Source organism: Pontibacter chinhatensis, from assembly GCF_900113285.1.
Classification (GTDB): domain Bacteria; phylum Bacteroidota; class Bacteroidia; order Cytophagales; family Hymenobacteraceae; genus Pontibacter; species Pontibacter chinhatensis.
In genome coordinates this window covers 501,922-524,886 of the sequence record NZ_FOOT01000004.1, presented here as the reverse complement: position 1 = coordinate 524,886, position 22,965 = coordinate 501,922, and the positions used below count along the sequence as shown (strand labels likewise).

Genomic DNA, 22,965 nt, shown 5'->3' with positions numbered 1-22,965 from the left:
CCGAACAGAGCCGTTAAGCCCGGGAGCGCCGATGGTACTGGGTTCACCCCCGGGAGAGTAGGTGGCCGCCAACCCCAACACACAAGGGGCAGCAGACAAACGTCCGCTGCCCCTTTTTTTGTGCCCCTGCGGAAGGGTAAAGCCCTATCGCTAATGTTTCTACCATAGAAACCTCCTGTAAATACTATCGGAGCAAAGTCAGTAGCATGGCTCCTCCATAATCATGCTCCCCATGAACTGCTTTACACTCACCCGGGGAAGGGGGGAAGAAGAGGATTCCTATCATAAAGTTAGCAGATACTTAATTACTGGTGATGCTAATAAAATAAGATGCTGAGTCTAATTTGTGTTGGACTCACCTAAAAGGAAAGTAACCTTCATCTATAAAAAGAAAGAGCGCCCTAATATCCTCAAGGCGCTCTTTCTTCTTATGATACTCCTAAGACAGGGAGCTAGTACCCCGTATTATGTAAAGCTCTCTAGCTGTTGATGAACTTCGGGTTGATCAGGTTCTCAATGGAGAAAATCTCCTCCCATTTTTGCTGCGTTATAAGCTTACGCTCTACCACTGTAATCTGGTGTATGGATTTACCTGTAGCTAAGGCTTCCTTAGCAATCGAGGAGGCTTCTTCGTAACCAAGGATAGGATTCAGAGACGTAACGATGCCTATGCTGTTCATAACCATGTTAGCACATATCTCTTCGTTCGCAGTTATACCTGTCACGCATTTGTTGGTAAGCGTGTAGCAGGCATTCTCCATATAAGTGAAAGAGCTGAAGAGGCTAAAGGCAATCACCGGCTCCATTACGTTTAGTTGAAGTTGCCCTGCTTCAGCAGCCATTGTTACTGTTATGTCACATCCGATAACATAGTGGGCAGTTTGGTTTACCACCTCTGGAATTACCGGGTTTACCTTGCCTGGCATGATAGAGGAGCCTGGCTGCATGCGTGGCAGGTTAATTTCATTTATACCTGCTCTTGGGCCAGAAGAAAGCAACCGGAGGTCATTACAAATTTTGGATATCTTGATAGCCGAACGCTTCAGGACGCCAGATACCTGGACATAGGCACCGGTGTCACAAGTTGCCTCTATCAGGTCTTCGGCAAGGACAACAGGAATTCCGGTAATAGTGCGTAGGTGCTCTGTTACGATTTGAGGATAACCCTCGGGCGCATTTATCGACGTACCGATGGCCGTTGCGCCCATGTTAATTTCGCAGATAAGTGCTTTTGCCTCGTTCAGGCGCTGTATATCCTCTTTGATGGTAGTGGAAAAGCCTTTGAACTCTGCACCCAGCGTCATAGGTACGGCATCCTGCAGTTGGGTGCGGCCCATTTTGAGCACATTCTTGAACTCCTCTCCCTTCTGTGCAAAGGCAGCCTGCAGAGCCTCCAGGCTCTCTATAAAGTTTTCAATTTTACGATATAGTGCCAGACGGAAAGCGGTAGGATAGGCATCATTAGTAGACTGAGAGAAGTTTACGTGGTTGTTAGGGTGCACATACTGGTAGTCCCCTTTCTTATGGCCAAGAATCTCCAGAGCGATGTTAGCTATAACCTCGTTAGCATTCATGTTAACAGAGGTTCCTGCGCCGCCCTGAATCATATCAGTAACAAATTGATCTAGATATTCTCCGGCTATCAGTTTATCGCAGGCTTTGCAGATAGCGTCAGCAATTTCAGGCTGAAGTACGCCGCAGTCGCGGTTTGCCAGGGCAGCGGCTTTTTTAACATAGCCAAAAGCCTTAATCAGAAGTGGCTCCATGGAAATAGGGATGCCTGTAATATGGAAGTTGTCTAGGGCACGTGCTGTTTGAATGCCGTAGTATACTTCGTTCGGGATTTCCATCTCTCCCAAAAAGTCGTGCTCAGTCCTGAACTCGCTCATAAGTAAAGAAAATTGGTTTATTTAGAATGTAACTATTCAAGTCTTGGGGGTGGCAGACCTACGCCCACCTCCTGTGCTGTTTGCAGCAAAATAGCAGTGGCGTACCTCTTTGTGCATCTTAACTCGCCGGTAAAGCTATAGTCATTGATAACACTTTGGGTAATGATAAGACGAGCTGCATACTCACCATACTTTTCCACAACTCGCTTTTGAACAGCAATCAGGTCATCCCGGCGTTGCTCGGTTTCCGGAGTGCGCAGCGGTCGCTGCCAGCGGCTTTCCGGGTAATCGTGGCTGATGTGGTTGGCTTTTGCCTCTTTCTGGGCGTCCTTGATGGTATCCCTCAGCAGTTTTTCATTCCGGGGCCGCTTCAACCCTCCATGTATACCACGGGTATGATTCAGCCACTCATGAATATCAGTATTCGGGTTATTGGCTAATTCGACTAGCGCATCATTGGAGATAACGAAAGGGGCCGGCTTATTAAACTGCTTGCCCATCTGTTCCCTGAAAGTATACAGGTTTTTAAGAATGTACTGTTGGTAGTAGTTGAGCCGGTTGGCGTTGCGTAACCTCAGGTGTGGGTTCTCAGGCTCAGAGTAGGTGAGCGACTCCAACAACTCATTCTCTTCCTGTAGCCAGTGCAGGCGGCCTAACTGCTCTATCTCGTTTAGCAGCTTCGCTTTGATACGGTGCAGGTAGATAACATCGATAGCGGCATACTGCAGCTGCGCCTCTGATAAAGGGCGCTTGTTCCAGTTGCTGGACTGTTGCGACTTATCGATGTCAATCTGAAACTCCTCCTTTAGAACCGTAGCCAGCGATGAGCGCTCATAGTTGAGTATTTTTGCCGCCACATCGGTGTCCATCACGTTCTGAATACGGCACCCCATTTTATCCAGCAGCAGGATGTCGTTGTTGGAGTGATGGATGATCTTAGTGATGTCCTTGTTCCCGAACAGCTCGAATAGCGGCTGCAGGTTCTGCACGGCAAACGGATCAATGATATAGCAGACACCGTTTTCATCGGCAATCTGGACAAGGCAGAGATTAAACCCATAGGTGAACCTATTCTGATCAAACTCCAGATCCAGGGCAAGCTCTTTATTCTGGCTGAGCAGGTTTACCACCTCCGCCAACTGCTCCTGTTGCTCAATCAGTTTTATGGTTACGCCATCAAAAATCAGCGTTGTATTTTCCATTCCTAAATATAGGAAGGTTAAGGCACATTATACTTTACTGCAGGTTTCTTTTTAGGCATGCAAGCCATTGTGGCGGGGCACAAAAAAAGCCCCTACCGTGGGGCAGGGGCTTTTTCATACCTTTATACTTTATGTGTTATTGCTGAACAGGAGGCTGCTCTTCCTTGATCTCGTCAGCCACCCCGTCGTTAACGGTAGTGTCTTCTACAACAATGGTGGTGTCCTCATCCATATCCATATCAGTATCCACAGTTTCGTCCGTAGTCTCAACTGTGTCTGACTCTGTTGTAGTATTATTGTCGGTGCCGCATGCCGTAAAAGCAACAACTGCAAAGGCGGCAAAAGCGAATTTCAATATCTTTTTCATAATCATTACATCGTTGATTTTGTACTTATTAATACGAAAGGCAAAAGCAAGTAACCCTATACAAAGTATAAAGTAGACTATTTTAAAGTAGACGGCTCAGATTAGTGGGTTAATAGACATGAAAACAGAGTGGATGGCTGCTATAGGAAATGCACATCACAAGTGTAAATATAACTTTATTGATGATATGTTTAACTGCACTGATTGCGTTACGGCAGTGGTGAACTACGGTAGAAAGTATAAGACGACAGGACGCAGCAAAAAATAAGCCCGCTGCTACAGGCAGCGGGCTAGAAAGTATAATAGTGTTCTGAGGCTTAGTTAGAGGAAGCTGCCCTGGAAAGAGTTTCTTCGCGCTTAGCCTTAAACTCAGTGCCCTCTTTCCACTCAGGGAAGGCTTCTGTGTTTGCCACACGGTAGCCCACACGCAGGAATAGTTGCAGGTCTTCTACCGCACCTTCCAGGTTCCAGTCATCGCGCACCTCGTCAGAAGGTTTGTGGTAATCGTTGGTAGTATAATTCTCCTTCCATTTTTTCACGTAATCCGCCGGCTGGTTGCGGGCTATCACGCCAGAGCTGGCATACAGCGCAGGCACGCCTTGCTTGGCAAACTCAAAGTGGTCAGAGCGGTAGAAAGAGCCAACCTCTGGATTAGCTTCCGGCACAATGCGGCGGTTCTGGGATTTGGCCTCTTCTGCGAGCACATCCTCCAGGGTAGAGTTGCCAAAGCCAACCACCACTACATCTTCAGTTGGGCCATAGGCGTTCAGCACATCCATGTTGATAACGGCAACCGTTTTCGCCAGTGGGTACAGCGGATTGCTGCTGGCATAGTATTTAGAACCCAAGAGGCCCTTCTCCTCAGCTGTCACCGCTAGGAAAAGTATAGAACGCTTAGGCTTGGTTTTCATTTGGCTGAACGCCTTCGCCAGCTCGAGCAGGGCAGCGGTACCTGTAGCGTTATCCTGCGCGCCGTTATAAATCTGGTCGCCCTGCAGGTTAGGGTCTTTGCCAAGGTGGTCCCAGTGCGCAGTGTAGATCACATACTCATCCTTCAGTTTCGGGTCAGAGCCCTCCAGCTTGGCTATCACGTTCTGCGATTGCACCTCACGTAGCTTGTTTTTGATGTTAAAGCTGGCGGTGGCCTTCAGCGGAACCGGTTTGAAGTCTTTCTTCTTGGCTGCTTCCTTCAGCGCATCGAAATTATTGCCCAGGACGGTGAACAGCTCACGGGCCTTCGGCTCTGTTATCCAGGCCTCCACCTCAGCGCGGTTCATGTTTTTATCGGGGGTGATGATCTCGACCCCTTCGCGGCTGTGGCTGCCGGAGATGACCTCGTAAGGATATCCTGCCGGGCCGGTTTCGTGGATGATGATGGCAGCAGCGGCGCCTTTCTCTGCGGCTATTTCATACTTATAGGTCCAGCGGCCATAGTAGGTCATGGCTTTGCCGCCAAACATGGTGCTATCCAGCTGCCCAGGGGTTTGCGGGTCTTCCACAGGCGGGTCGTTTACCAGCATTACAATGGTTTTGCCTTTCACATCCAGGCCTTTATAGTCGTCCCAGCCATACTCCGGAGCCACCACCCCATAACCCACGAACACCATGTCAGAGTTGTTCAAGTCCACGCTCTCCACATAGCGGCGGGTAAGGGCTACGTAGTCATTCGGGAAACTGAGCGGGATATTTTTGCCATTAGCCGTAATAGTGGCCTTCGGGCTAGGGGTGTAGCCGAACATGGGTACATTCTGCACATAGGTGCCGTCGGGGTTGCCGGGCTGCAGGCCCAGCTGCTTAAAGTGGCGGGTCAGGTACGCTACCGTGGAATCCTCCCCTACAGAGCCGGGAGCACGGCCTTCGAATGCATCAGAGGAAAGGGTGGTGGTATGGGCCAGCAGGCTCTCAGCGGTGATGCTTTGCAGCGCAGGTTGCAGGTTGGTGCTGTCGGCGGTGGCGGCTTCCTGTTCCGCTTCACTCACCTGCCTCGAGCTCTCGTTACAGCCCATGGCCAGCAGCCCGAGAAGGCCCAGGATCGGGATATGTCTCTTCATAGTGAAAGTATAGATTAGTGTCCCCTGAAGTTAAAGAAAATTCTATACTTTCTATTGGTTTATACTTCTCAAGCCGCTAATTCCCAACTGGCGGGCACGCCGCTGTGCAGCTCGCGGATCAGGGCGACTATACTTTGCTGGCCCTGCTTTAGCTGGCACTCCCAAACCACCAGGCGCTGCCAACCTGCTTCGCGGTACATGTGCTTATACTTTGCATCGCGGGCCAGGTTTGCCTTGAACTTACTTTGCCAGAAAACGGTGTTGGTTTTGGGGAGGGCGGGCAAGCAGTAAGGGCAGCGGTGCCAGAAGCACCCATGCACAAAAATAGCCAGGCGGCGGGAGGGGTAGCAGATATCTGGCTTGCCCGGCGCCTTTGGCCAGTGCACCCGGTAGCCGCGTAGGCCAGCGGCCCAAAGTGCTTTCCGGAGCCTTAGCTCAGGCAGTGTGTTCCTGGACTTGTTTCCCCGCATATAGCGGCTCACCCTTTCCTGTGCTGTAAGGGGAGCCTGGGGTTTCCTGTACTTTCTTTTCTTTAGCAATGCTACACCAGTTGATGCACAGGCATAACACCAATGATTTTAACTTAGTTTTATACTTCCAGATAACATTACTCGGCCTGTCAGCAGGCGGTCTTCATAACTTGGAGAGGCGTACGCGGGAAAGTCTGTATCAGATACGGTAGTAAATACGAGTCATGGTGTTGTCGTAAGGGTCGTAGCCAGGGCGCTTTTTGTTGAATCGCTCATCAAGAAGCTTTGCGTGCTGCATGTCGCTCAGCAGATAACATCGCCACCCCTGCTGCTGCCCGGCCCTGGTCAGGCGCCACGCAAGCAAGCACGACTCGTTCTGCTTATTCTGCCCCAGCAAATGCGGCTCCACCACATGGGACTCCCCCTCATATTCGAAGCTTACCAGGAGCCTTGCCCCGATTGCCTTCGATAGTTCTTCCAGCAGATAGCTATACATATTTCCCTCAGGTTATAGGACCGATAATGTCTGCATTGTTGACCGGCCTCGTGCCCGTAAGCAGAAGGTTATTGCAGCATGAACTACTTTACTGCTATAAAGGTGCAGCTATATTTACCGTAGTAACAGGAAACAGACGGCCTATAAGTAACTATAACTTATCCATATTATAGTTGAACTTTTATGCTTGGCGCGATGAGGCTCATAATATGATCCTGGCACAGCTGTTATACTTCAGCTTGCTACACTAAAAATATAAATAGAGGAAAGCCAGCGATTAAAGTATAAAACTGAGCCTTTACAGCCGTATCAACCTCTGTCCATCAGATCCAAGTATATCCACAGACTGCTGGTGTAGGGCCACCTACTTTAAACATACTTAGTAATTATGAGTTAAACCCTAGTATACAAGTAACCGCAACAGCATAAATAGGGTATGCTATTAGAGGTTTTTGTATTGAAGACTAGGCATATTTGCTAATGCGAATCCATGTTATTTGATTTTTCGAGAATACCTCTAACTTTGCCGGTAACACATGCAGTAGTTCTATACTATGGATAAATATACTTACATCGCCAACGCGCATGGCGATTACATCGAGGGGCTGTACAAGTCTTATCAGCAGGATCCGGAATCGGTTGATTTTGGATGGCGCAAATTTTTCGAGGGCTATGAGTTTTCAACAGCCTATGGTGAAAACGGCCATGAAGCTGCCGAAGGCCTTGCTGCCGCCCCTGCAAAAGGTGCAGTTGCCGCCGGTGAATCTGAGAAAGAGGTTGCCGTTCGCAACCTGATCCACGCCTACCGCACGCGCGGCCACCTGCGCTCCAACACCAACCCGGTGAGGCCCCGCAAAGACCGTAAGGCAAGGCTTGACCTTTCCGACTTCGGACTGACAGACGCCGACCTGGATACTGTGTTCCAGGTAGGGGAAATCATCGGTATCGGGCCGGCTACGCTGCGCGATATTGAGGCGGCCCTGAAGAAAATCTATACCGGCTCCATCGGCTTTGAGTACATGTACATCCGCGACCCGGAGATGCTGGACTGGTTTAAGCAGAAGATTGAGCGCGACTCCCTGAATTTTAATCCGGGTATCGAGTATAAAAAACGCATCCTCTCCAAGCTAAACGAGGCGGTGGTGTTTGAGAACTTCCTGCATACGAAGTTCCTGGGCCAGAAGCGCTTCTCGCTGGAGGGTGGCGAAACAACCATCCCTGCCCTGGATGCCGCTATTGACAAAGCCTCCGAGCTTGGCGTGGAGGAAGTGGTCATAGGCATGGCGCACCGCGGCCGCCTGAACGTGCTGGCCAACATCATGGGCAAAACCTATGAGCAGATTTTCTCTGAGTTTGAGGGAACTGCCGTGCCGGACCTGACGATGGGTGATGGCGACGTGAAATACCACATGGGCTTCTCTTCTGAGGTGGAAACACCGTCAGGCAAGAAGGTAAACCTGAAGCTGGCCCCGAACCCATCGCACCTGGAGGCGGTAAACCCGGTGGTAGAAGGCTTCGTGCGTGCCAAAATTGACTGCATGTATGGCAAAGACCCCGACAAGGTGTTGCCAATCCTGATACACGGCGACGCTGCTGTGGCTGGCCAGGGCATCGTTTACGAAGTGACCCAGATGGCAAACCTGCGTGGTTATGACACCGGCGGCACCATCCACTTCGTGATCAACAACCAGGTTGGTTTTACGACGGACTTTGAAGACGCCCGCTCGTCTATCTACAGCACGGATGTAGCTAAGATAATTGATGCGCCGGTGCTGCACGTAAACGGCGACGATCCGGAGGCTGTGGTATTTGCCATGCGCATGGCCATGGAGTACCGCCAGCGCTACAACAACGATATCTTCATCGACATGGTGTGCTACCGCCGCCATGGCCACAACGAGTCTGATGAGCCGAAGTTTACGCAGCCGCAGCTGTACAACATCATCTCGAAGCACCCTAACCCGCGCGAAGTATACAACAAGCAGTTGATCACCCGCGGAGAGGTAGACGCAGAACTGGCCCAGAGCATGGACAAGGAGTTCCGCAACCTGCTGCAGGACCGTCTGGACATGGTGAAGCAAAAGCCGCTGCCATACAACTACCAGGTGCTGGAGAAGGAGTGGCAGAGCCTGCGTCGTTCCAAGCCAGAAGACTTCGACCAGTCTCCGGAGACAGGAGTATCTGCTGAGGTGGTAGAAACCGTGGGCAGAGCGCTTACTACATTGCCGCAAGGCTTTAAGCCGCTCAAGCAGATCGAGAAGCTGCTGAAGGAGCGTAAGGAGATGTTCTTCGAGACCAAGCAGCTGAACTGGGCCGCCGGTGAGTTACTGGCTTACGGCTCTGTGCTGCTGGAAGGCAAAATCGTTCGTTTCTCCGGCCAGGACGTGCAGCGAGGTACCTTCTCGCACCGCCATGCCGTGCTGCGCGACGCGAACACCAGTGCGCCTTACAACAGCCTGAACCACATGAGCGAGGAGCAGGCTTCGTTTGAGATCTACAACTCGCTGCTTTCGGAGTATGGCGTGCTTGGGTTTGAGTTTGGCTATGCGATGGCCAACCCGAACGCACTCGTAATCTGGGAAGCCCAGTTCGGTGACTTTGCCAACGGTGCCCAGGTGATGATTGACCAGTTTATCTCTTCCACAGAGTCTAAGTGGCAGCGTATGAACGGACTGGTGATGCTCTTGCCGCATGGCTACGAGGGCCAGGGACCGGAGCACTCCAACGCCCGTCCTGAGCGCTTCCTGCAGCTGGCAGCCGAGAACAACATGTTTGTGACCTACATCACCACACCTGCCAACCTATTCCACTTCATGCGCCGTCAGCTGGCCCTGCCATTCCGCAAGCCTGCTATCAACATGTCGCCTAAGTCGTTGCTGCGCCACCCGGCTGTTGTTTCTCCGGTGGAGGACTTCACCTCTGGTGGTTTCAGAGAAGTAATAGGTGATGCGTATGCTTCGGCTGAGGCGGTAACGAAAGTGTTGCTGTGCTCCGGTAAAGTATACTTCGACCTGATGGAAGAGCAGCAGAAGAACAACCGCCAGGATGTGGCCATCATCCGCCTGGAGCAGCTGGCGCCGTTCCCTAAGGTGCAGCTGGAGGCCGAACTGAGCAAGTATAAAAACGCGAAAGTATACTGGGTGCAGGAAGAGCCGGAGAACATGGGCGCCTGGACGTACATCCTGCGCATCATGCGCCATGGCGTGGAAGATGTAGTGGCTCGTAAGGCCAGTGCATCGCCGGCAACCGGTTACCTGAAAGTGCACGCCAAAGAGCAGCAGGAGCTAATCGAGCGCGCTTTCGCTATCTAATTAATAATGAGTAATGATTAATGATTGATGGTGGGTGGAGTGTGTGAGTTTATTATTCATTTCTCATTCGTCATTAATCATTAATCACTCGTAATTCAAAATTTGTAATTCATAATTCTGATAAAATATGAGCTTAGAAGTTAAAGTGCCTGCCGTAGGTGAGTCCATCACCGAGGTAACGATAGCCAAGTGGCTAAAAAATGACGGCGACCGCGTGGAGATGGATGAGGTGATTGCGGAACTCGAGTCTGACAAAGCCACATTCGAACTGCCAGCCGAAGCCGCAGGCATTTTACGCATTGTAGCACAGGAAGGCGACACCATCGAAGTAGGAGGTGTCATCTGCCAGATCGATCAGGACGGTGCTGCGGCATCCGCTCCATCGGCTCCTGCTGCTGAGCAAGCTGCTGCACCAGCGGCGGCGCAAGGGGCTGCGCCCGCTGCCACCACAGGCGGCGCCGGCGAGACCGTGGAAATGAAAGTGCCAACCGTAGGCGAGTCCATCACGGAGGTAACCATTGCCAGCTGGCTGAAAAAGGATGGCGACCATGTAGAGATGGACGAAGTTATTGCCGAACTGGAGTCTGACAAGGCTACCTTTGAGCTGCCAGCCGAGGCAGCCGGCACCCTGCAAATCGTGGCGCAGCAGGGCGACACGGTAGAAATTGGTGGCTTGCTTTGCCGCATCGTACCGGGTGCAGGCCAGGTTCAGGCTAATGCTCAGGCAAATGCCAAGCAGGAGGCCGCTACACAGCACGTGGCTGCCCAGTCTGCTTCAGCTCCGTCAGGTGCGCAGACATACGCTTCCGGCACTCCATCGCCGGCTGCCGGAAAAATCCTTGCTGAAAAAGGTATAAACCCTGCCGATGTTCAGGGCTCTGGCCGTGGCGGTCGCATTACGAAGGAGGATGCCCAGAACGCGCAGAAAGCTGCTGCCAAACCGGCTGCGGCTGCTCCTAAGCAAGCGGCCGCCAGCGAGGCGCCTGCCGCTACCGGCGACCGCAACCAGCGCCGCGAGAAGATGAGCTCCCTGCGCAAAACAGTTGCCCGCCGACTGGTAACGGTGAAAAACGAAACGGCCATGCTCACCACCTTCAACGAGGTAGACATGAAGCCTATTATGGACATCCGCGCCAAGTATAAAGACAAGTTCAAAGAGAAGCATGACGTTGGCCTGGGCTTTATGTCGTTCTTCACGAAGGCTTGTACTGTAGCGCTGCAGGAGTGGCCGGCAGTAAACGCCCAGATCGATGGCAACGACATTGTCTTTAATGATTTTGTAGATGTGTCGATCGCCGTTTCTTCTCCAAAGGGCCTGGTGGTGCCGGTTATCCGCAACGCGGAAGGTCTGTCGCTGGACGGCATTGAGAAGGAAGTGGTGCGCCTGGCCAAAAAAGCCCGTGACGGCAAGCTTTCTATCGAGGAGATGACAGGCGGTACCTTCACCATCACCAACGGTGGTGTGTTCGGCTCCATGATGTCTACGCCTATCATCAACGCGCCGCAGTCGGCTATACTTGGTATGCACAACATCGTGCAGCGCCCGGTAGCCGTTAACGGCCAAGTAGAGATCCGCCCGATGATGTACCTAGCCCTTTCTTACGACCACCGCATCATCGATGGCCGTGAGTCGGTAAGCTTCCTGGTACGTGTGAAGGAACTGCTGGAAGATCCGATGCGCTTATTGCTTGGCGTCTAACGCCGCCTACACAACAAGCGCAGTTAAGAGTTAAAAGTTATGAGTTAAGAGTGGTTTCGGATAAAAGTATAAAATCTTCGTAATCCACTTTTAACTCATAACTCTAAACTTTTAACTATATATAACCATGGCTGATAGCATTGTAGCGCAGAAGTCATTTCAGTTTGCAATAAGGGTTGTAAGACTATACATGTACTTGAAAGACCACAAGCAGGAGTTTATACTTGCCAAGCAACTGGTAAGAAGCGGTACATCTATAGGTGCTAATACAGAAGAAGCTGTTGCGGCTCAATCCAAATCCGACTTCATACATAAGCTACACATCGCCTTGAAAGAGGCACGGGAAACCAGCTATTGGCTACGATTGCTTCATGCCGTTGAATTAATAGAAACCGCAGCCTTTGAAAGTATAAACAGGGATTGCGTAGAGTTGCAAAAGATGTTAAGCAGTATCATTCTTACATCAAAAAGAAACAACTCTTAACTCATAACTTTTAACTCTTAACTATTTAAGACGTGAAATACGACGTTACCGTAATCGGTTCTGGCCCTGGAGGCTACGTGGCAGCGATACGTTGCGCGCAACTTGGCCTGAAAACCGCTATCATAGAGAAGTATAACGTGCTGGGCGGCACTTGCCTGAATGTGGGCTGTATCCCATCAAAAGCGCTTCTGGACTCTTCAGAGCACTTCCACAACGCAGCGCATACTTTTACAGAGCACGGCATCGAGCTGGAAAACCTGCAGGTAAATATCGGGCAGATGATTCAGCGCAAGGCAGGTGTCGTGAAGTCGAACAACGACGGCATCGCGTTCCTGATGAAGAAAAACAAGATCGATACCTACTACGGCCTGGGCTCTTTCGTGAACAAAAACACAATCAAGATAACAGACGCAGAAGGCAAGGAGCAGCAGATCGAAACCGACAAAACGATCATTGCAACAGGTTCTAAGCCAACGACGCTGCCGTTCCTGCCTATCGATAAGAAGCGCATCATCACATCTACCGAGGCTTTATCGCTCACAGAGGTTCCTAAAAACCTGATCGTGATCGGGGGCGGCGTGATTGGCCTGGAGCTTGGCTCTGTATATGCCCGTTTGGGCACTAAAGTACAGGTGATTGAGTACATGGATGCCATCATCCCGACCATGGACCGTGCCCTGGGCAAAGAGCTGCAGCGCGTGCTGAAAAAGTCGCTTAAGTTTGAGTTCTTCATGAGCCACAAGGTAACGGGTGCTACGAACGAGGGCGAGGTTGTAAAAGTAACCGCTGAGAATCCAAAAGGCGAGGTGGTAACCTTTGAAGGCGACTACGTGCTGGTATCGGTAGGCCGCAAACCATACACCGAAGGACTGGGACTGGAGAACGCCGGTGTGCAGATGGGCGAGCGTGGCATGATTGCCGTAAACGACCATCTGGAAACAAACGTGCCGGGCATCTACGCGATTGGCGACGTGGTGCGTGGCGCGATGCTGGCCCACAAAGCCGAGGAAGAAGGCGTGCTGGTAGCAGAGCAGATCGTTGGCCAGAAGCCGCACATCAACTATAACCTGATACCTGGTGTGGTGTATACTTGGCCGGAAGTGGCCGGCGTAGGCTCCACCGAGGAGCAGCTGAAAGAGCAGGGCCGTGCCTACAAATCCGGTTCGTTCCCGTTCAAAGCGTCTGGCCGTGCCAAGGCGTCTATGGATACGGATGGCTTTGTGAAGGTGCTGGCCGATAAGAACACCGACGAGATTCTGGGTGTGCACATGATAGGCCCCCGCGCTGCGGATATGATTGCAGAGGCGGTAGTAGCGATGGAGTTCCGTGCCTCGGCAGAGGATGTTGCCCGTATGAGCCACGCGCACCCAACCTATACCGAGGCCCTTAAAGAGGCTTGCCTGGCAGCCACCGATAACCGCGCGCTGCACATTTAAGCAACGTATAGAAGTGCGAAGTATAAAAGCGCCGCCTTGCAAAGGGTGGCGCTTTTTGTGTTTAGAAGACAGGTCAGCAAATGAAGTATAAATATTTCACCACCCAGGCAACCTCTGCCATACTTTCTCCATCTTTATATCCAGACACACAAAACATTATCCTTCACTACTATGAGAAAACACGTACAAACGCTATTCCTGCTATTGTTTCTGCCGCTGCTAAGTATGGCGCAGACCAAAGTAAATGCCTCCGAAATCATCGCCAAGATGAATCGGGGCGAGGCTGTTCGCTATAAGAATGTAGAAGTAGTGGGCGACCTGGACATGACGAAGCTGAGCAACATGAAACTGGTGGAAGGGGGCGAGGACAAGTATAGCACCAAGAAGTATGTAAGCACGGTTACGGCTCCGGTTAGCTTTGTAAACTGCACTTTTACGGGCGATGTGCTGGCATACTTTAACCCGGATAATGTGGAGCAGCTGCGGGTAAACCTGAAGAAGAAGACCAGCGAGGTATACAATACAAACTTCGAGAAAGAGGTCCTGTTCGAGAGTTGCTCCTTTAAGCAGAAAGCCGCTTTTAAGTATAGCGAGTTCGAAGGCGATGTTTCGTTTATGAGCAGCCGCTTTGCTGAGGAGGCCAACTTCAAGTACGCTGAGTTTGATAGGAGCGTGAACTTCAGCAACGTGCGCTTTGGCGGCGAGGCTAACTTTAAGTATGTGGAGTTCCCGGAGCGGGCCAGCTTTGCCGGCGCCACTTACAAGGGCGAGGCCAATTACAAGTATACCAAGTTTGCGCGTGGTGCCAATTTCGAAAAAGCCCTGTTCGATGGCACCGCCAATTTTAAGTATACCAAAGTAGCCGGCGACTTTAACATAAAGGGTGCCAGCTTCAGGGGAGGTAACGACTTTAAGTACACGCAGTTGAACGACCAGAAAGTAACACTGGGCTCGCTGCAAAGCATGAACCGGTAACGATATAACACTTGTGCGGGCAGCGCCACCTCATTAACGGGGTGGCGCTGTTAGTTTAAACTTTGTTCAGCACTAGCTCCAGCACCTTGCCAAGGCCCTCCTCCGAAGTATAACCTGGCACTGGCGGCAACGCCAGCCACCCGGCCCGCACCTGGTTCAGCAGGGGCAGGGTTACAGGCTGGTTATACTTTATACTTGCTATAGCTACGGCAAGCGCAGTTTTGAGGTGGTTGGCCTTTACCCGCAGCGTGTGCAGCGAGTAGCGGCCCGGGTGCAGGTGCACGTGCCTTCCGGCATGCACCCCCCAGCGCAACGTCCAGGCAGAGCCGTCGGAGAGGGAGCAGAGGCGGTAACCACCAGCGCCCAGATAGCTTTGGTATTCTTCGGGCATAAGCAGGCATTGCTGCTGCAAGTATAAAATCACCTCCCCGGCAATCTGCAGCGGCGAGAGCGGACCGATGTACAAATCCAACTGCGAGCCGCCAATGCGTTTAAAAGTCCTTATTAGCTCCGGCTCCGGCCACGCTATACTTTGGGCAGCGAAATCTTTCAGGAAGCCCAGGTGGTGCTTGAGCGGGTGAAACAGGATAGGTTCGGGCAACGGCTGCTCCATCATCATACGTTGTAGCGGGATAACTATAGGATAGTACTGGGTTTGTGCGGTGTTTGGTTAATTATAGTGTAATCCCTATATTCAATGATTTTAACCAAGCGCCCCATGGCAAACATTTCGCTTTTGGGCCTTGTGCTCTATTACCTTATCGGGAGGAGAAAACTGGCAGGTTAGTATGGCAAGACTACAGGCCTAGCTCCGCTGAACCGGTGGGGCGTTTACTTTTTTTAAAGGCCAGGCAACCAAGAAGCTACCTGCTGCATCTTTACTCTATAAAGCCATTGCACCGGCTTTTTGCCTGCGCTCCCTTATCACCCTTATCCGCTTACCCCTGTGCTGCCTGCGCTTAACCAAGTTGGTAGATATGGATATGTGATAAGTCGATAAATAAGCGTTGTAAGTATAAAGTAATTTATAATTTATTTGAATTATCGGTACCTTGTATAGCCTACTACCGTAAACCTTAGGAAGAAGTACAGCTTAAGCCATTGCCTATGATACAGCTCAAGGACATCCACAAATACTACGCCGTAGGGCAAAACAAACTGCATGTACTCAAAGGCATCGACCTGCAGATTCAGGAAGGGGAGTTTGTGTCTATTATGGGCGCCTCGGGCTCGGGTAAGTCTACGCTGCTCAACATCCTGGGCATCCTCGACGATTACGACCGGGGCAACTACACGCTGGCGGGCACCACCATAAAACATCTTAGCGCGGCCAAGGCAGCTTATTACCGCAACCGCTTCCTGGGCTTTGTTTTCCAGTCGTTTAACCTGCTCTCTTTTAAAAACGCGATGGAGAACGTGGCCCTGCCGCTCTACTACCAGAAGGTGGGGCGCCGGGAGCGCAACAAGCTGGCGCTGCAGTACCTGGAGATGGTGGGCCTGAAGGAGTGGGCCGAGCACTCGCCCAACGAAATGTCGGGTGGGCAGCGGCAGCGGGTGGCCATTGCGCGGGCGCTTATCTCCCAACCCAAACTTATACTTGCCGACGAGCCGACCGGTGCTCTGGATTCCCAAACTTCCTATGAAGTGATGGACATCTTTAAAGAAGTGAACCGCAAGGGCATGACGGTGGTAATCGTAACGCACGAGAACGACATCGCAGCGCAGACACATCGCATCATCCGGCTGAAGGACGGCCTGATCGTGAACGACGATCACGGCGTGCAGGAAGCGGCAGAAGCAACAGCGGCAGGCGTGATAGCCAGCTGAATTCCGTCCTAACCCCAACAATCAACAATTTAACAATCAGCCTAATGTTTGACATAGATAAATGGCAGGAGATACTGGGCACGATGCGCAAAAACAAGCTGCGCACCTTCCTCACGGCTTTTGGCGTGTTCTGGGGCATCTTCATGCTGGTGCTGCTACTGGGCGTGGGCAAAGGGCTGGAAAAGGGCGTGGTGAACCGCTTTGGCGATGGGGCCAAAAACAGCATTTTTGTGTGGAGCGGCAAAACCGCCGTGGCGCACAAAGGCATGAAGCCCGGGCGCGAGATAAAGTTTACCAACCAAGACCTGGATGCCATCGAACGCGAACTAATGGAGCTGAACCTGATGGCGCCGCGCAACCGCATCTGGGGCGAATACACGATCAACTACAAAGACCAGAACGGCTCTTACCAGGTGTTTGGCGCCGCCCCGGACTTTATGGAGATAAACGGGGAACGCGCTTTCCGCGGCCGCATCCTCAACGAGCTCGATGAGCGGGAGAAGCGCAAGGTGATTGTGCTGGGAGAGCAGGTGGCGCAGGTGCTTTTTAAGGAGCAAAATCCCATTGGCGAGTACGTGAACATCCGGGGCATCCACTTTAAGGTGGTGGGCACTTTTAAGGTGCGCGGCAACAACAGCGGCCGCCGCGAGGAGCGCGCCTACATCCCGTTCTCTACACTGCAAACGGCCTTTAACCAACCCAACCAGGTGCAGCTGATGCTGCTGACGGCCCAGGACGGCGTGCCGGCCAAGGAGATGGAAGACAAACTGCGCACCCTGCTGGCCCAGCGCCACAAGTTTGCCGAAACAGACGACATGGCCATCGGGGTGGAGAATACCGAGGCCGAGTACCTGAAGGTGCAGGGCTTGTTCAATGGCATCCGCATCTTCGTCTGGATTGTGGGCATCGGCACCCTGATAGCTGGTATTGTAGGCGTGAGCAATATCATGCTGATCATTGTGAAGGAGCGTACCCGGGAGATTGGGGTGCGCAAGGCGCTGGGGGCGACACCGCTTTCCATCGTGAGCCTGATACTGCAGGAGTCGGTGGTGATAACGGCTTTCTCCGGGTACCTGGGGCTGCTGTTTGGCACCATGATCCTGGCGCTGATAGAGCACATGCTGGTGTCGTCGGGAGCGGAGCTGCCGTTTTTTGCCAGTCCGGAGGTAGACCTGCGGGTAGCCCTGTCGGCCACGGTGGTGCTGGTGGTTTCGGGAGCCATCGCCGGACTGATGCCGGCCTTGCGGGCTGCCCATATCAAACCCATCGAGGCGCTTAGGGCGGATTAAAGTATTAATTGTGAATGAGCGAATGAGTGGATGAGTGATTGGGTGAATTTATACTTCGTGTACCAGTGCCTCCGCCTCAAAAGGATTCAGGAAGTATAGAAGCATCAACAACCAATAATTAACAATTTAATCATTTAACAATAAAACATTCACTCAATCACGCATCCACTCATTCGCTCATTCAAAACTGAAAAGCTATGATCGATATCGATAAATGGACCGAGATCTATAACACCGTCAAGAAGCACAAGCTGCGTACGGCACTAACGGCTTTTGGCGTGTTCTGGGGCATCTTCATGCTGGTGGTGTTGCTGGGAGCGGGCAAGGGTCTGGAGAACGGCATTACCAGCGAGTTCAACATCGCCAAGAACGCTGTGTTTGTCTGGACGCAGCGCACCAGCGTGCCTTACATGGGCATGAACGCCGGCCGCACCATTCAGCTGACGAACGACGACGTGGCAGCCATCCGGGCAAGTATACCGGAAGTAGGCGTGGTGGCACCCAGCAGCCAGCTCTGGGGCGATTTTTCGGTCAACTACAAAGACAAGAGCTCTGCCTTCACGGTAAACGGCGAAACGCCCGATATGCTGTCTGTAAAGCCGATGAAGGTAAAAACCGGCCGTTTCATCAACGAAATCGACATGCAGGAGAAGCGCAAGGTGGCCGTAGTGGGGCCGCGCGTGCTGGAGGTGCTCTTCCCTAACGAGAAAAACCTGATTGGCAAGTATATCAGCATCAAAGGTAGTTACTTTCAGGTAGTGGGCACTTTTGAGCCGGTGGGCAAGGGCGAGGACGTGGTGGAAGACGCCAAAGTGATCTACATCCCGCTCACGGCCCTGCAGCAAACTTATAACCAGGTAAACAAAGTGGGCTTTATGGCCATGGTACCCAAGCCAGGTGTGCCCGCCGCCGTGATAGAGGAGAAGACCAAAACCCTGCTGATGCAGCGCCACCGCGTAGCCCCCACCGACCTGAAAGCCTTTGGCTCGGCCAACGTGGAGAAGGAGTTTCAGGAAGTGCAGGGGCTGTTTGCAGGTATCGCCGGTTTTAGCTGGCTGGTAAGTATAGGCACTATCGTGGCAGGCATCATTGGGGTAGGCAATATCATGCTGATTGTGGTAAAGGAGCGCACCAAGGAGATAGGTATACGCAAGGCCCTCGGGGCCACGCCGCTTTCCATCATCAGCCTGATCATCCAGGAATCCATCGTGATAACCGGGTTGGCGGGTTATGTGGGCCTGCTGGCTGGCACGGGCATCATCGCGCTGATAGAGTATGTGATGCGGAAAAACGACGTGCAGGCGGGCTTCTTCGGCATCCCGGAAGTAAATCCCGGCATTGCCCTGACAGCTACTGTGCTGCTGGTGGTAACCGGCGCGCTGGCCGGCCTGATTCCTGCCACCAAAGCCGCCCGGGTGAACCCGGTAGTGGCGCTAAAAGACGAGTAATTCAGTTAACAATAACCATTTAACAATTAACAATCATACTACACATGAAGGAGAATGTACTTTACAACAAAGCATATGCTTTTGCAATCAGGGTGGTAAGAGCTTACCAGTACCTGGGGCAGGAAAAACGGGAGTTTATACTTGCCAAGCAGTTGCTGCGTAGCGGTACATCCATTGGCGCGAATGTGGCAGAGGCCAATGGCGCAATCTCGGATGCGGAGTTCTCCTCTAAACTTTCCATTGCTTACAAAGAATGCCTGGAAACGAAGTATTGGACAGACTTGCTCAAGGATACAGGCTATATAGACGAGAGACAGCACCAAAGCCTGTTTGCGGATGCTGATGAATTGGGCAAAATGCTCTTCTCAAGTATAAGAACCACAAGGGGCATCAAAACTGATAAATGATAACTGGTAATTGATAATTGACAACGCTATGAAAAAGGTATTGTTAGGCGTATTCATCCTGATTTTCCTGGGCCTTTCGGGCTGGCTAGGCTATTACTTCTACAATAAGGCTAACACTGACCCTGTGGTGTATAAGACCGAGGCACCCTTTGAGACCGATATCGTGAAGAAAACGGTGGCCACGGGCGCCATCGTGCCGCGCAAGGAAGTGGAGATAAAGTCGCAGGTATCGGGGATTGTGGAGGAGCTGTACGTAGAGGCCGGCGAACTGGTGAAGAAAGGGCAGCTGCTGGCCAAAATCCGCATTGTGCCCAACATGGTAAGCGTGAACAATGCCGAAACGCAGCTGCAGACGGCCAGACTGAACTTCGAGGAGGCCGAGCGGGAGCTGAAGCGGTACGAGCAGCTGTATGCCGACAAGGTGATCCCGGAGCAGGAGTTTAGAAAGTATAAAGCTGACTTTAACCTGAAGCGGGAGGCACTTTCTGCCGCTGAAAGTAACCTGCAACTGGTGCGCGAAGGCTCCTCGCGCAAGCGCGGGCAGCAGCAGTCCAACCAGGTATACTCCACCATCGATGGCATGCTGCTAGATGTGCCGGTGAAAGTGGGTTCCTCCATCATCGAGCGCAACAACTTTAACGAAGGCACCACCATTGCCTCGGTAGCCGATATGCGCAGCCTTATTTTCGAGGGTAAGATTGATGAGTCGGAGGTGGGCAAGCTGAAAGAGAACATGGACCTGCTGCTGACCATCGGGGCCATCGAGGGCCGCGTGTTTAACGCCAAGCTGGAGTTCATCGCCCCGAAAGGCGTGGATGAGGAAGGCTCCATCAAGTTCCCGATACGGGCGCGGGTGCTGCTGGATGAAAATGATTTTATACGCGCCGGCTACAGCGCCAACGCCGACATCGTGCTCGACAAGCGCGACAAAACACTGGCGATAAAGGAAAGCATGCTCAAGTTTGAGAAAGAGCAACCTTACGTGGAGGTAGAGACGGCGCCGCAGCGGTTTGAGAAGCGCAAGATCAAAACCGGCATCTCCGACGGCATCAACATAGAGGTGGTGTCGGGGCTGCAGAAAAACGAAAAAGTGAAAGTGCCGGAAGCCAATACGGTGCAAATCTAACTTAAAAGAATTTGTTTGTTGTTTGTTCAAGGGGAGAGAGCGGGCTTTTTGAGCCCGCTTTTTTTTGTGCCCCGCTTTTCGGGTGATGCTGTTGGAGCTATACTTTCCGGGGCTTACGGAATAGTAACCGGTTTGCTATAACAACTGGTAAACAACGTAGTAAGATTAAAGTATAGAACTAAACTTCAGGAGCTATGGAAAACAAGTATAAAAACTACGTCATGTGCGTGGCGCTGCTGCTAAGCGGCCTGCTGGCCGCCTGCGACGATGACGAAGACAACACGCAGCTGGATGATGAGATAGAGTTTAACGATGTAGCGCTGCTCGGCTCAAACGAGCGTCCGGGAGTGGTAACGACAGGTGCCGGGGAAATGGATGTCGTGTTTAATGAGCTGAACAATACGCTGAGCTATACCATCTCCTGGCAGTTAGGGAACCCTGCCGATGCCACCACGGCCATGCACTTCCACGGCCCGGCCGACCGTGACTCCAGCGCACCGCCTGTAATTAACATTGAGGAGGGATTTAACCAAGGCTCCAGCGGCACCATCTCCGGCTCTACCAGGCCCCTAACCCAGGCCGAGGAGGATGACCTGAAAGCCGGCCGCTGGTACGTGAACATCCACAGCACCACCCACCCCAACGGTGAGTTACGGGGCAACCTGATCCCGTAGAAGTATAGCTTTTATACTTTATAAAGTCAGTTGAAGAGCCGCTGCAGCAGGAAGTGGGAGGGGAGGTACACGCCTATTGGAAAGATGAGCATCATCATAGCAAAGTATAAGCGGGCCGGAATTTTATGTTGTGGCTCGTTGCCCGGACCGAACACCCAATTGATGTTCTCTTTCGGGTCTGTGAGGAAGTAGGTGAGCGGCAGCACCACCCAGGCCAGGGCTGTTTGCCAGTACAGCGCCTCCGGCTCGTAGCCCCACTCCAGCAGAAGCCATATTACCAGTACAGGCAGCACTACATGGAACAGCGAAAGCCCGCGCAGGAAGAGACTTTTGCTCTCGTCGAACATATAAGCGCTTAGGCCCAGCAACTGGTGCCCCGTCAGCAGCCTGCCGAAGTAGTCCAGGTTCCAGATTAGCTCCAGCGCCAGCACGCCCACGGCCATCATACTTAGCAGCAATTTATTGCCGGTCCAGAGCACGATGCCCACCGAGAACAAGGCGATATCGGAGAACCACAGAAAATTGCCCGGGCCATACTTTTTCCAATAGACCGGCACTAGTACCAGTAAAAAGGCAGTATACGCCAGTTGCAGCCACAGCGGGATAATAGAGAGGTCGCTTTCCATACTTTGGGAATTTGCAGCCTAGTATACTGTAATCAGAGGTATAAAGTATAATCTGCGGTGATTGGGGCAATTCCGTAACTTTGCAGCATACACGTTTAGCATACCATGGCACAGCACTATAATACTCCTTCCGCAATACAGATTGTTGATTTCAACCTGTTCTACGCGCAGGCTTTCTACGACCTCAACCACGAGTGGATCTCGACGCACTTTGTGATGGAGGAGGCCGACAACCAATCCCTCAGCGACCCGCAGGGCTACATCATCAACAAAGGCGGGCATGTTTTGATGGCGCTCTTTAACGGGGAGCCGGTAGGTACCTGTGCTTTAATTAAAGACAGTGAGGGCGTGTTTGAGTTGGCGAAGATGGCGGTGGCCCCTAAGATGCAGGGCATGAAAATTGGCAAAATGCTGGGCGAAGCTGCCATAGACAGGGCCCGTCGCGCAGGTGCTCATAAAATATTCCTGGTGTCGAACCGCCGCCTGCTACCTGCCCTGAACCTGTACCAGCGCCTGGGCTTCGTGGAGGTGCCGATGCCGCCAAGCATTTACGAGCGGGCGGATATTAAAATGGAGTTGGTGTTGAAGGAGGAAGTATAGGATACTTTGGTTTACTTCCCACTGGCGCAAGCGTCCGCTTGTGCCTTTGCTCTTCCCTAGTATCCTCTCGCTGGCGCGAGTTTGCAACCCGTGCCTACGATGATGTTGGGTTTGTAACCCAACTGGCTTGAATAGTCATACTTGTACTTTGGCTATACTTCTATACTTGCCGGCTTATACTTTCCTAGCCGCTGCCTCCTGCAACTTGACACAAGCTATCCATACTAGCTGCCGTTCATCCTCCAGACTTACATAGGCTACTGTTTCATCTCTAGCTTTGATGCCCTCCTAGGCCGGGAGGCCTCGCCTTCGGGCATCGCGCTGCTTTCGCTTCCTGCCCTCGTGCCTCGGGCTGCCTCGCTTGCGCTCGTCGCCGGAACCTCTCGAGGCGCTCAACCCAAAGGCTGGGAATCAATTCGATAGCCGCTGCCTTGCTGTCATCTTGACCTTCGGGAGAGATCTGATTAGAATTCCCGATAGCTCTCTCGCGCTAGTGGGTAATTATAGATTGTCCCCTTGAGGGGACCATAGGGGTGTTTATACTTTGGCTATGCAACTTATACTTTAGCTAAAGCAATTACAGATTCC

General features: G+C 52.1%; 20 protein-coding genes. 12 read left to right on the top strand and 8 right to left on the bottom strand.

The window, feature by feature from the left end; translation table 11 throughout:
* Nucleotides 1–479: 479 nt before the first annotated feature.
* The 6 genes from aspA to BM040_RS14410 form a co-directional block, all read right to left on the bottom strand.
* Complete coding sequence (gene aspA, locus BM040_RS14435) at nt 480–1,889, bottom strand: aspartate ammonia-lyase (RefSeq protein ID WP_092102837.1); 1,410 nt, start codon at nt 1,887–1,889, stop codon at nt 480–482.
* 32 nt (nt 1,890–1,921) lie between these two features.
* Nucleotides 1,922–3,091 carry a ribonuclease D gene (locus tag BM040_RS14430; RefSeq protein ID WP_092102834.1) on the bottom strand — a complete coding sequence of 390 codons (1,170 nt, stop codon included), beginning with the start codon at nt 3,089–3,091 and terminating at the stop codon, nt 1,922–1,924.
* Nucleotides 3,092–3,227: 136 nt separating this feature from the next.
* Nucleotides 3,228–3,458, bottom strand: coding sequence for a hypothetical protein (locus BM040_RS14425; protein WP_092102956.1), 231 nt, complete (start codon nt 3,456–3,458; stop codon nt 3,228–3,230).
* 317 nt (nt 3,459–3,775) lie between these two features.
* Complete coding sequence (locus BM040_RS14420; protein ID WP_092102831.1) at nt 3,776–5,509, bottom strand: M28 family metallopeptidase; 1,734 nt, start codon at nt 5,507–5,509, stop codon at nt 3,776–3,778.
* 68 nt (nt 5,510–5,577) lie between these two features.
* The gene (locus tag BM040_RS14415) at nt 5,578–6,048 is read right to left on the bottom strand and encodes a very short patch repair endonuclease (protein WP_262502461.1); all 471 of its coding nucleotides are present in this window, start codon (nt 6,046–6,048) and stop codon (nt 5,578–5,580) included.
* A gap of 130 nt (nt 6,049–6,178) precedes the next feature.
* A complete protein-coding gene (locus tag BM040_RS14410; RefSeq protein WP_092102825.1) occupies nt 6,179–6,475 on the bottom strand; it encodes a WYL domain-containing protein in 297 nt (98 codons plus the stop codon).
* 554 nt (nt 6,476–7,029) lie between these two features.
* Here BM040_RS14410 and BM040_RS14405 point away from each other — a divergent pair.
* From BM040_RS14405 to BM040_RS14385, 5 genes are all read left to right on the top strand, one after another.
* Complete coding sequence (locus BM040_RS14405) at nt 7,030–9,786, top strand: 2-oxoglutarate dehydrogenase E1 component (protein WP_092102822.1); 2,757 nt, start codon at nt 7,030–7,032, stop codon at nt 9,784–9,786.
* A gap of 127 nt (nt 9,787–9,913) precedes the next feature.
* Nucleotides 9,914–11,485, top strand: a complete 1,572-nt coding sequence (odhB, locus tag BM040_RS14400; protein ID WP_092102819.1) for a 2-oxoglutarate dehydrogenase complex dihydrolipoyllysine-residue succinyltransferase — start codon at nt 9,914–9,916, stop codon at nt 11,483–11,485.
* A 127-nt stretch (nt 11,486–11,612) separates the two neighbouring features.
* Nucleotides 11,613–11,969: a four helix bundle protein gene (locus tag BM040_RS14395; RefSeq protein WP_092102816.1), complete on the top strand. Its 357-nt coding sequence runs from the start codon at nt 11,613–11,615 to the stop codon at nt 11,967–11,969.
* A 32-nt stretch (nt 11,970–12,001) separates the two neighbouring features.
* Nucleotides 12,002–13,405 carry a dihydrolipoyl dehydrogenase gene (lpdA, locus tag BM040_RS14390; RefSeq protein WP_092102813.1) on the top strand — a complete coding sequence of 468 codons (1,404 nt, stop codon included), beginning with the start codon at nt 12,002–12,004 and terminating at the stop codon, nt 13,403–13,405.
* A gap of 171 nt (nt 13,406–13,576) precedes the next feature.
* Nucleotides 13,577–14,380: a pentapeptide repeat-containing protein gene (locus tag BM040_RS14385; RefSeq protein WP_092102810.1), complete on the top strand. Its 804-nt coding sequence runs from the start codon at nt 13,577–13,579 to the stop codon at nt 14,378–14,380.
* Nucleotides 14,381–14,435: 55 nt separating this feature from the next.
* Here BM040_RS14385 and BM040_RS14380 read toward each other — a convergent pair whose 3' ends face one another.
* The gene (locus BM040_RS14380; RefSeq protein ID WP_245756225.1) at nt 14,436–14,999 is read right to left on the bottom strand and encodes a hypothetical protein; all 564 of its coding nucleotides are present in this window, start codon (nt 14,997–14,999) and stop codon (nt 14,436–14,438) included.
* A 488-nt stretch (nt 15,000–15,487) separates the two neighbouring features.
* Here BM040_RS14380 and BM040_RS14375 point away from each other — a divergent pair, with 488 nt between their 5' ends.
* The 6 genes from BM040_RS14375 to BM040_RS14350 all read left to right on the top strand — a co-directional run bounded on the left by BM040_RS14375 (nt 15,488) and on the right by BM040_RS14350 (nt 21,151).
* Nucleotides 15,488–16,207 (top strand): ABC transporter ATP-binding protein, encoded by a 720-nt coding sequence (locus BM040_RS14375; RefSeq protein ID WP_092102807.1) that lies wholly within the window; start codon nt 15,488–15,490, stop codon nt 16,205–16,207.
* A 44-nt stretch (nt 16,208–16,251) separates the two neighbouring features.
* Nucleotides 16,252–17,496, top strand: coding sequence for an ABC transporter permease (locus BM040_RS14370; protein ID WP_092102803.1), 1,245 nt, complete (start codon nt 16,252–16,254; stop codon nt 17,494–17,496).
* A gap of 197 nt (nt 17,497–17,693) precedes the next feature.
* Nucleotides 17,694–18,944 carry an ABC transporter permease gene (locus tag BM040_RS14365; RefSeq protein ID WP_092102798.1) on the top strand — a complete coding sequence of 417 codons (1,251 nt, stop codon included), beginning with the start codon at nt 17,694–17,696 and terminating at the stop codon, nt 18,942–18,944.
* A gap of 44 nt (nt 18,945–18,988) precedes the next feature.
* Nucleotides 18,989–19,351 carry a four helix bundle protein gene (locus BM040_RS14360; RefSeq protein WP_092102793.1) on the top strand — a complete coding sequence of 121 codons (363 nt, stop codon included), beginning with the start codon at nt 18,989–18,991 and terminating at the stop codon, nt 19,349–19,351.
* Between the two features lie 28 nt (nt 19,352–19,379).
* Nucleotides 19,380–20,477 carry an efflux RND transporter periplasmic adaptor subunit gene (locus tag BM040_RS14355; protein ID WP_092102790.1) on the top strand — a complete coding sequence of 366 codons (1,098 nt, stop codon included), beginning with the start codon at nt 19,380–19,382 and terminating at the stop codon, nt 20,475–20,477.
* Nucleotides 20,478–20,671: 194 nt separating this feature from the next.
* Nucleotides 20,672–21,151, top strand: coding sequence for a CHRD domain-containing protein (locus BM040_RS14350; RefSeq protein ID WP_092102787.1), 480 nt, complete (start codon nt 20,672–20,674; stop codon nt 21,149–21,151).
* 26 nt (nt 21,152–21,177) lie between these two features.
* Here BM040_RS14350 and BM040_RS14345 read toward each other — a convergent pair whose 3' ends face one another.
* Nucleotides 21,178–21,777, bottom strand: coding sequence for a membrane-associated protein (locus BM040_RS14345; RefSeq protein ID WP_092102784.1), 600 nt, complete (start codon nt 21,775–21,777; stop codon nt 21,178–21,180).
* Between the two features lie 105 nt (nt 21,778–21,882).
* Here BM040_RS14345 and BM040_RS14340 point away from each other — a divergent pair, with 105 nt between their 5' ends.
* Nucleotides 21,883–22,377 (top strand): GNAT family N-acetyltransferase, encoded by a 495-nt coding sequence (locus BM040_RS14340; RefSeq protein WP_092102781.1) that lies wholly within the window; start codon nt 21,883–21,885, stop codon nt 22,375–22,377.
* The last annotated feature ends 588 nt before the right edge of the window (nt 22,378–22,965 follow it).

Excerpts from the sequence above, each read along its gene's own strand:
- BM040_RS14355 (WP_092102790.1), top strand. The coding sequence starts at position 19,380 with ATGAAAAAGGTATTGTTAGGCGTATTCATCCTGATTTTCCTGGGCCTT.
- odhB (WP_092102819.1), top strand. The coding sequence starts at position 9,914 with ATGAGCTTAGAAGTTAAAGTGCCTGCCGTAGGTGAGTCCATCACCGAG.
- BM040_RS14420 (WP_092102831.1), bottom strand. The coding sequence starts at position 5,509 with ATGAAGAGACATATCCCGATCCTGGGCCTTCTCGGGCTGCTGGCCATG.
- aspA (WP_092102837.1), bottom strand. The coding sequence starts at position 1,889 with ATGAGCGAGTTCAGGACTGAGCACGACTTTTTGGGAGAGATGGAAATC.
- BM040_RS14385 (WP_092102810.1), top strand. The coding sequence starts at position 13,577 with ATGAGAAAACACGTACAAACGCTATTCCTGCTATTGTTTCTGCCGCTG.
- BM040_RS14340 (WP_092102781.1), top strand. The coding sequence starts at position 21,883 with ATGGCACAGCACTATAATACTCCTTCCGCAATACAGATTGTTGATTTC.
- BM040_RS14370 (WP_092102803.1), top strand. The coding sequence starts at position 16,252 with ATGTTTGACATAGATAAATGGCAGGAGATACTGGGCACGATGCGCAAA.
- BM040_RS14360 (WP_092102793.1), top strand. The coding sequence starts at position 18,989 with ATGAAGGAGAATGTACTTTACAACAAAGCATATGCTTTTGCAATCAGG.
- BM040_RS14375 (WP_092102807.1), top strand. The coding sequence starts at position 15,488 with ATGATACAGCTCAAGGACATCCACAAATACTACGCCGTAGGGCAAAAC.
- BM040_RS14365 (WP_092102798.1), top strand. The coding sequence starts at position 17,694 with ATGATCGATATCGATAAATGGACCGAGATCTATAACACCGTCAAGAAG.
- BM040_RS14430 (WP_092102834.1), bottom strand. The coding sequence starts at position 3,091 with ATGGAAAATACAACGCTGATTTTTGATGGCGTAACCATAAAACTGATT.
- BM040_RS14345 (WP_092102784.1), bottom strand. The coding sequence starts at position 21,777 with ATGGAAAGCGACCTCTCTATTATCCCGCTGTGGCTGCAACTGGCGTAT.
- BM040_RS14395 (WP_092102816.1), top strand. The coding sequence starts at position 11,613 with ATGGCTGATAGCATTGTAGCGCAGAAGTCATTTCAGTTTGCAATAAGG.
- BM040_RS14380 (WP_245756225.1), bottom strand. The coding sequence starts at position 14,999 with ATGATGATGGAGCAGCCGTTGCCCGAACCTATCCTGTTTCACCCGCTC.
- BM040_RS14350 (WP_092102787.1), top strand. The coding sequence starts at position 20,672 with ATGGAAAACAAGTATAAAAACTACGTCATGTGCGTGGCGCTGCTGCTA.
- BM040_RS14425 (WP_092102956.1), bottom strand. The coding sequence starts at position 3,458 with ATGAAAAAGATATTGAAATTCGCTTTTGCCGCCTTTGCAGTTGTTGCT.
- BM040_RS14405 (WP_092102822.1), top strand. The coding sequence starts at position 7,030 with ATGGATAAATATACTTACATCGCCAACGCGCATGGCGATTACATCGAG.
- BM040_RS14410 (WP_092102825.1), bottom strand. The coding sequence starts at position 6,475 with ATGTATAGCTATCTGCTGGAAGAACTATCGAAGGCAATCGGGGCAAGG.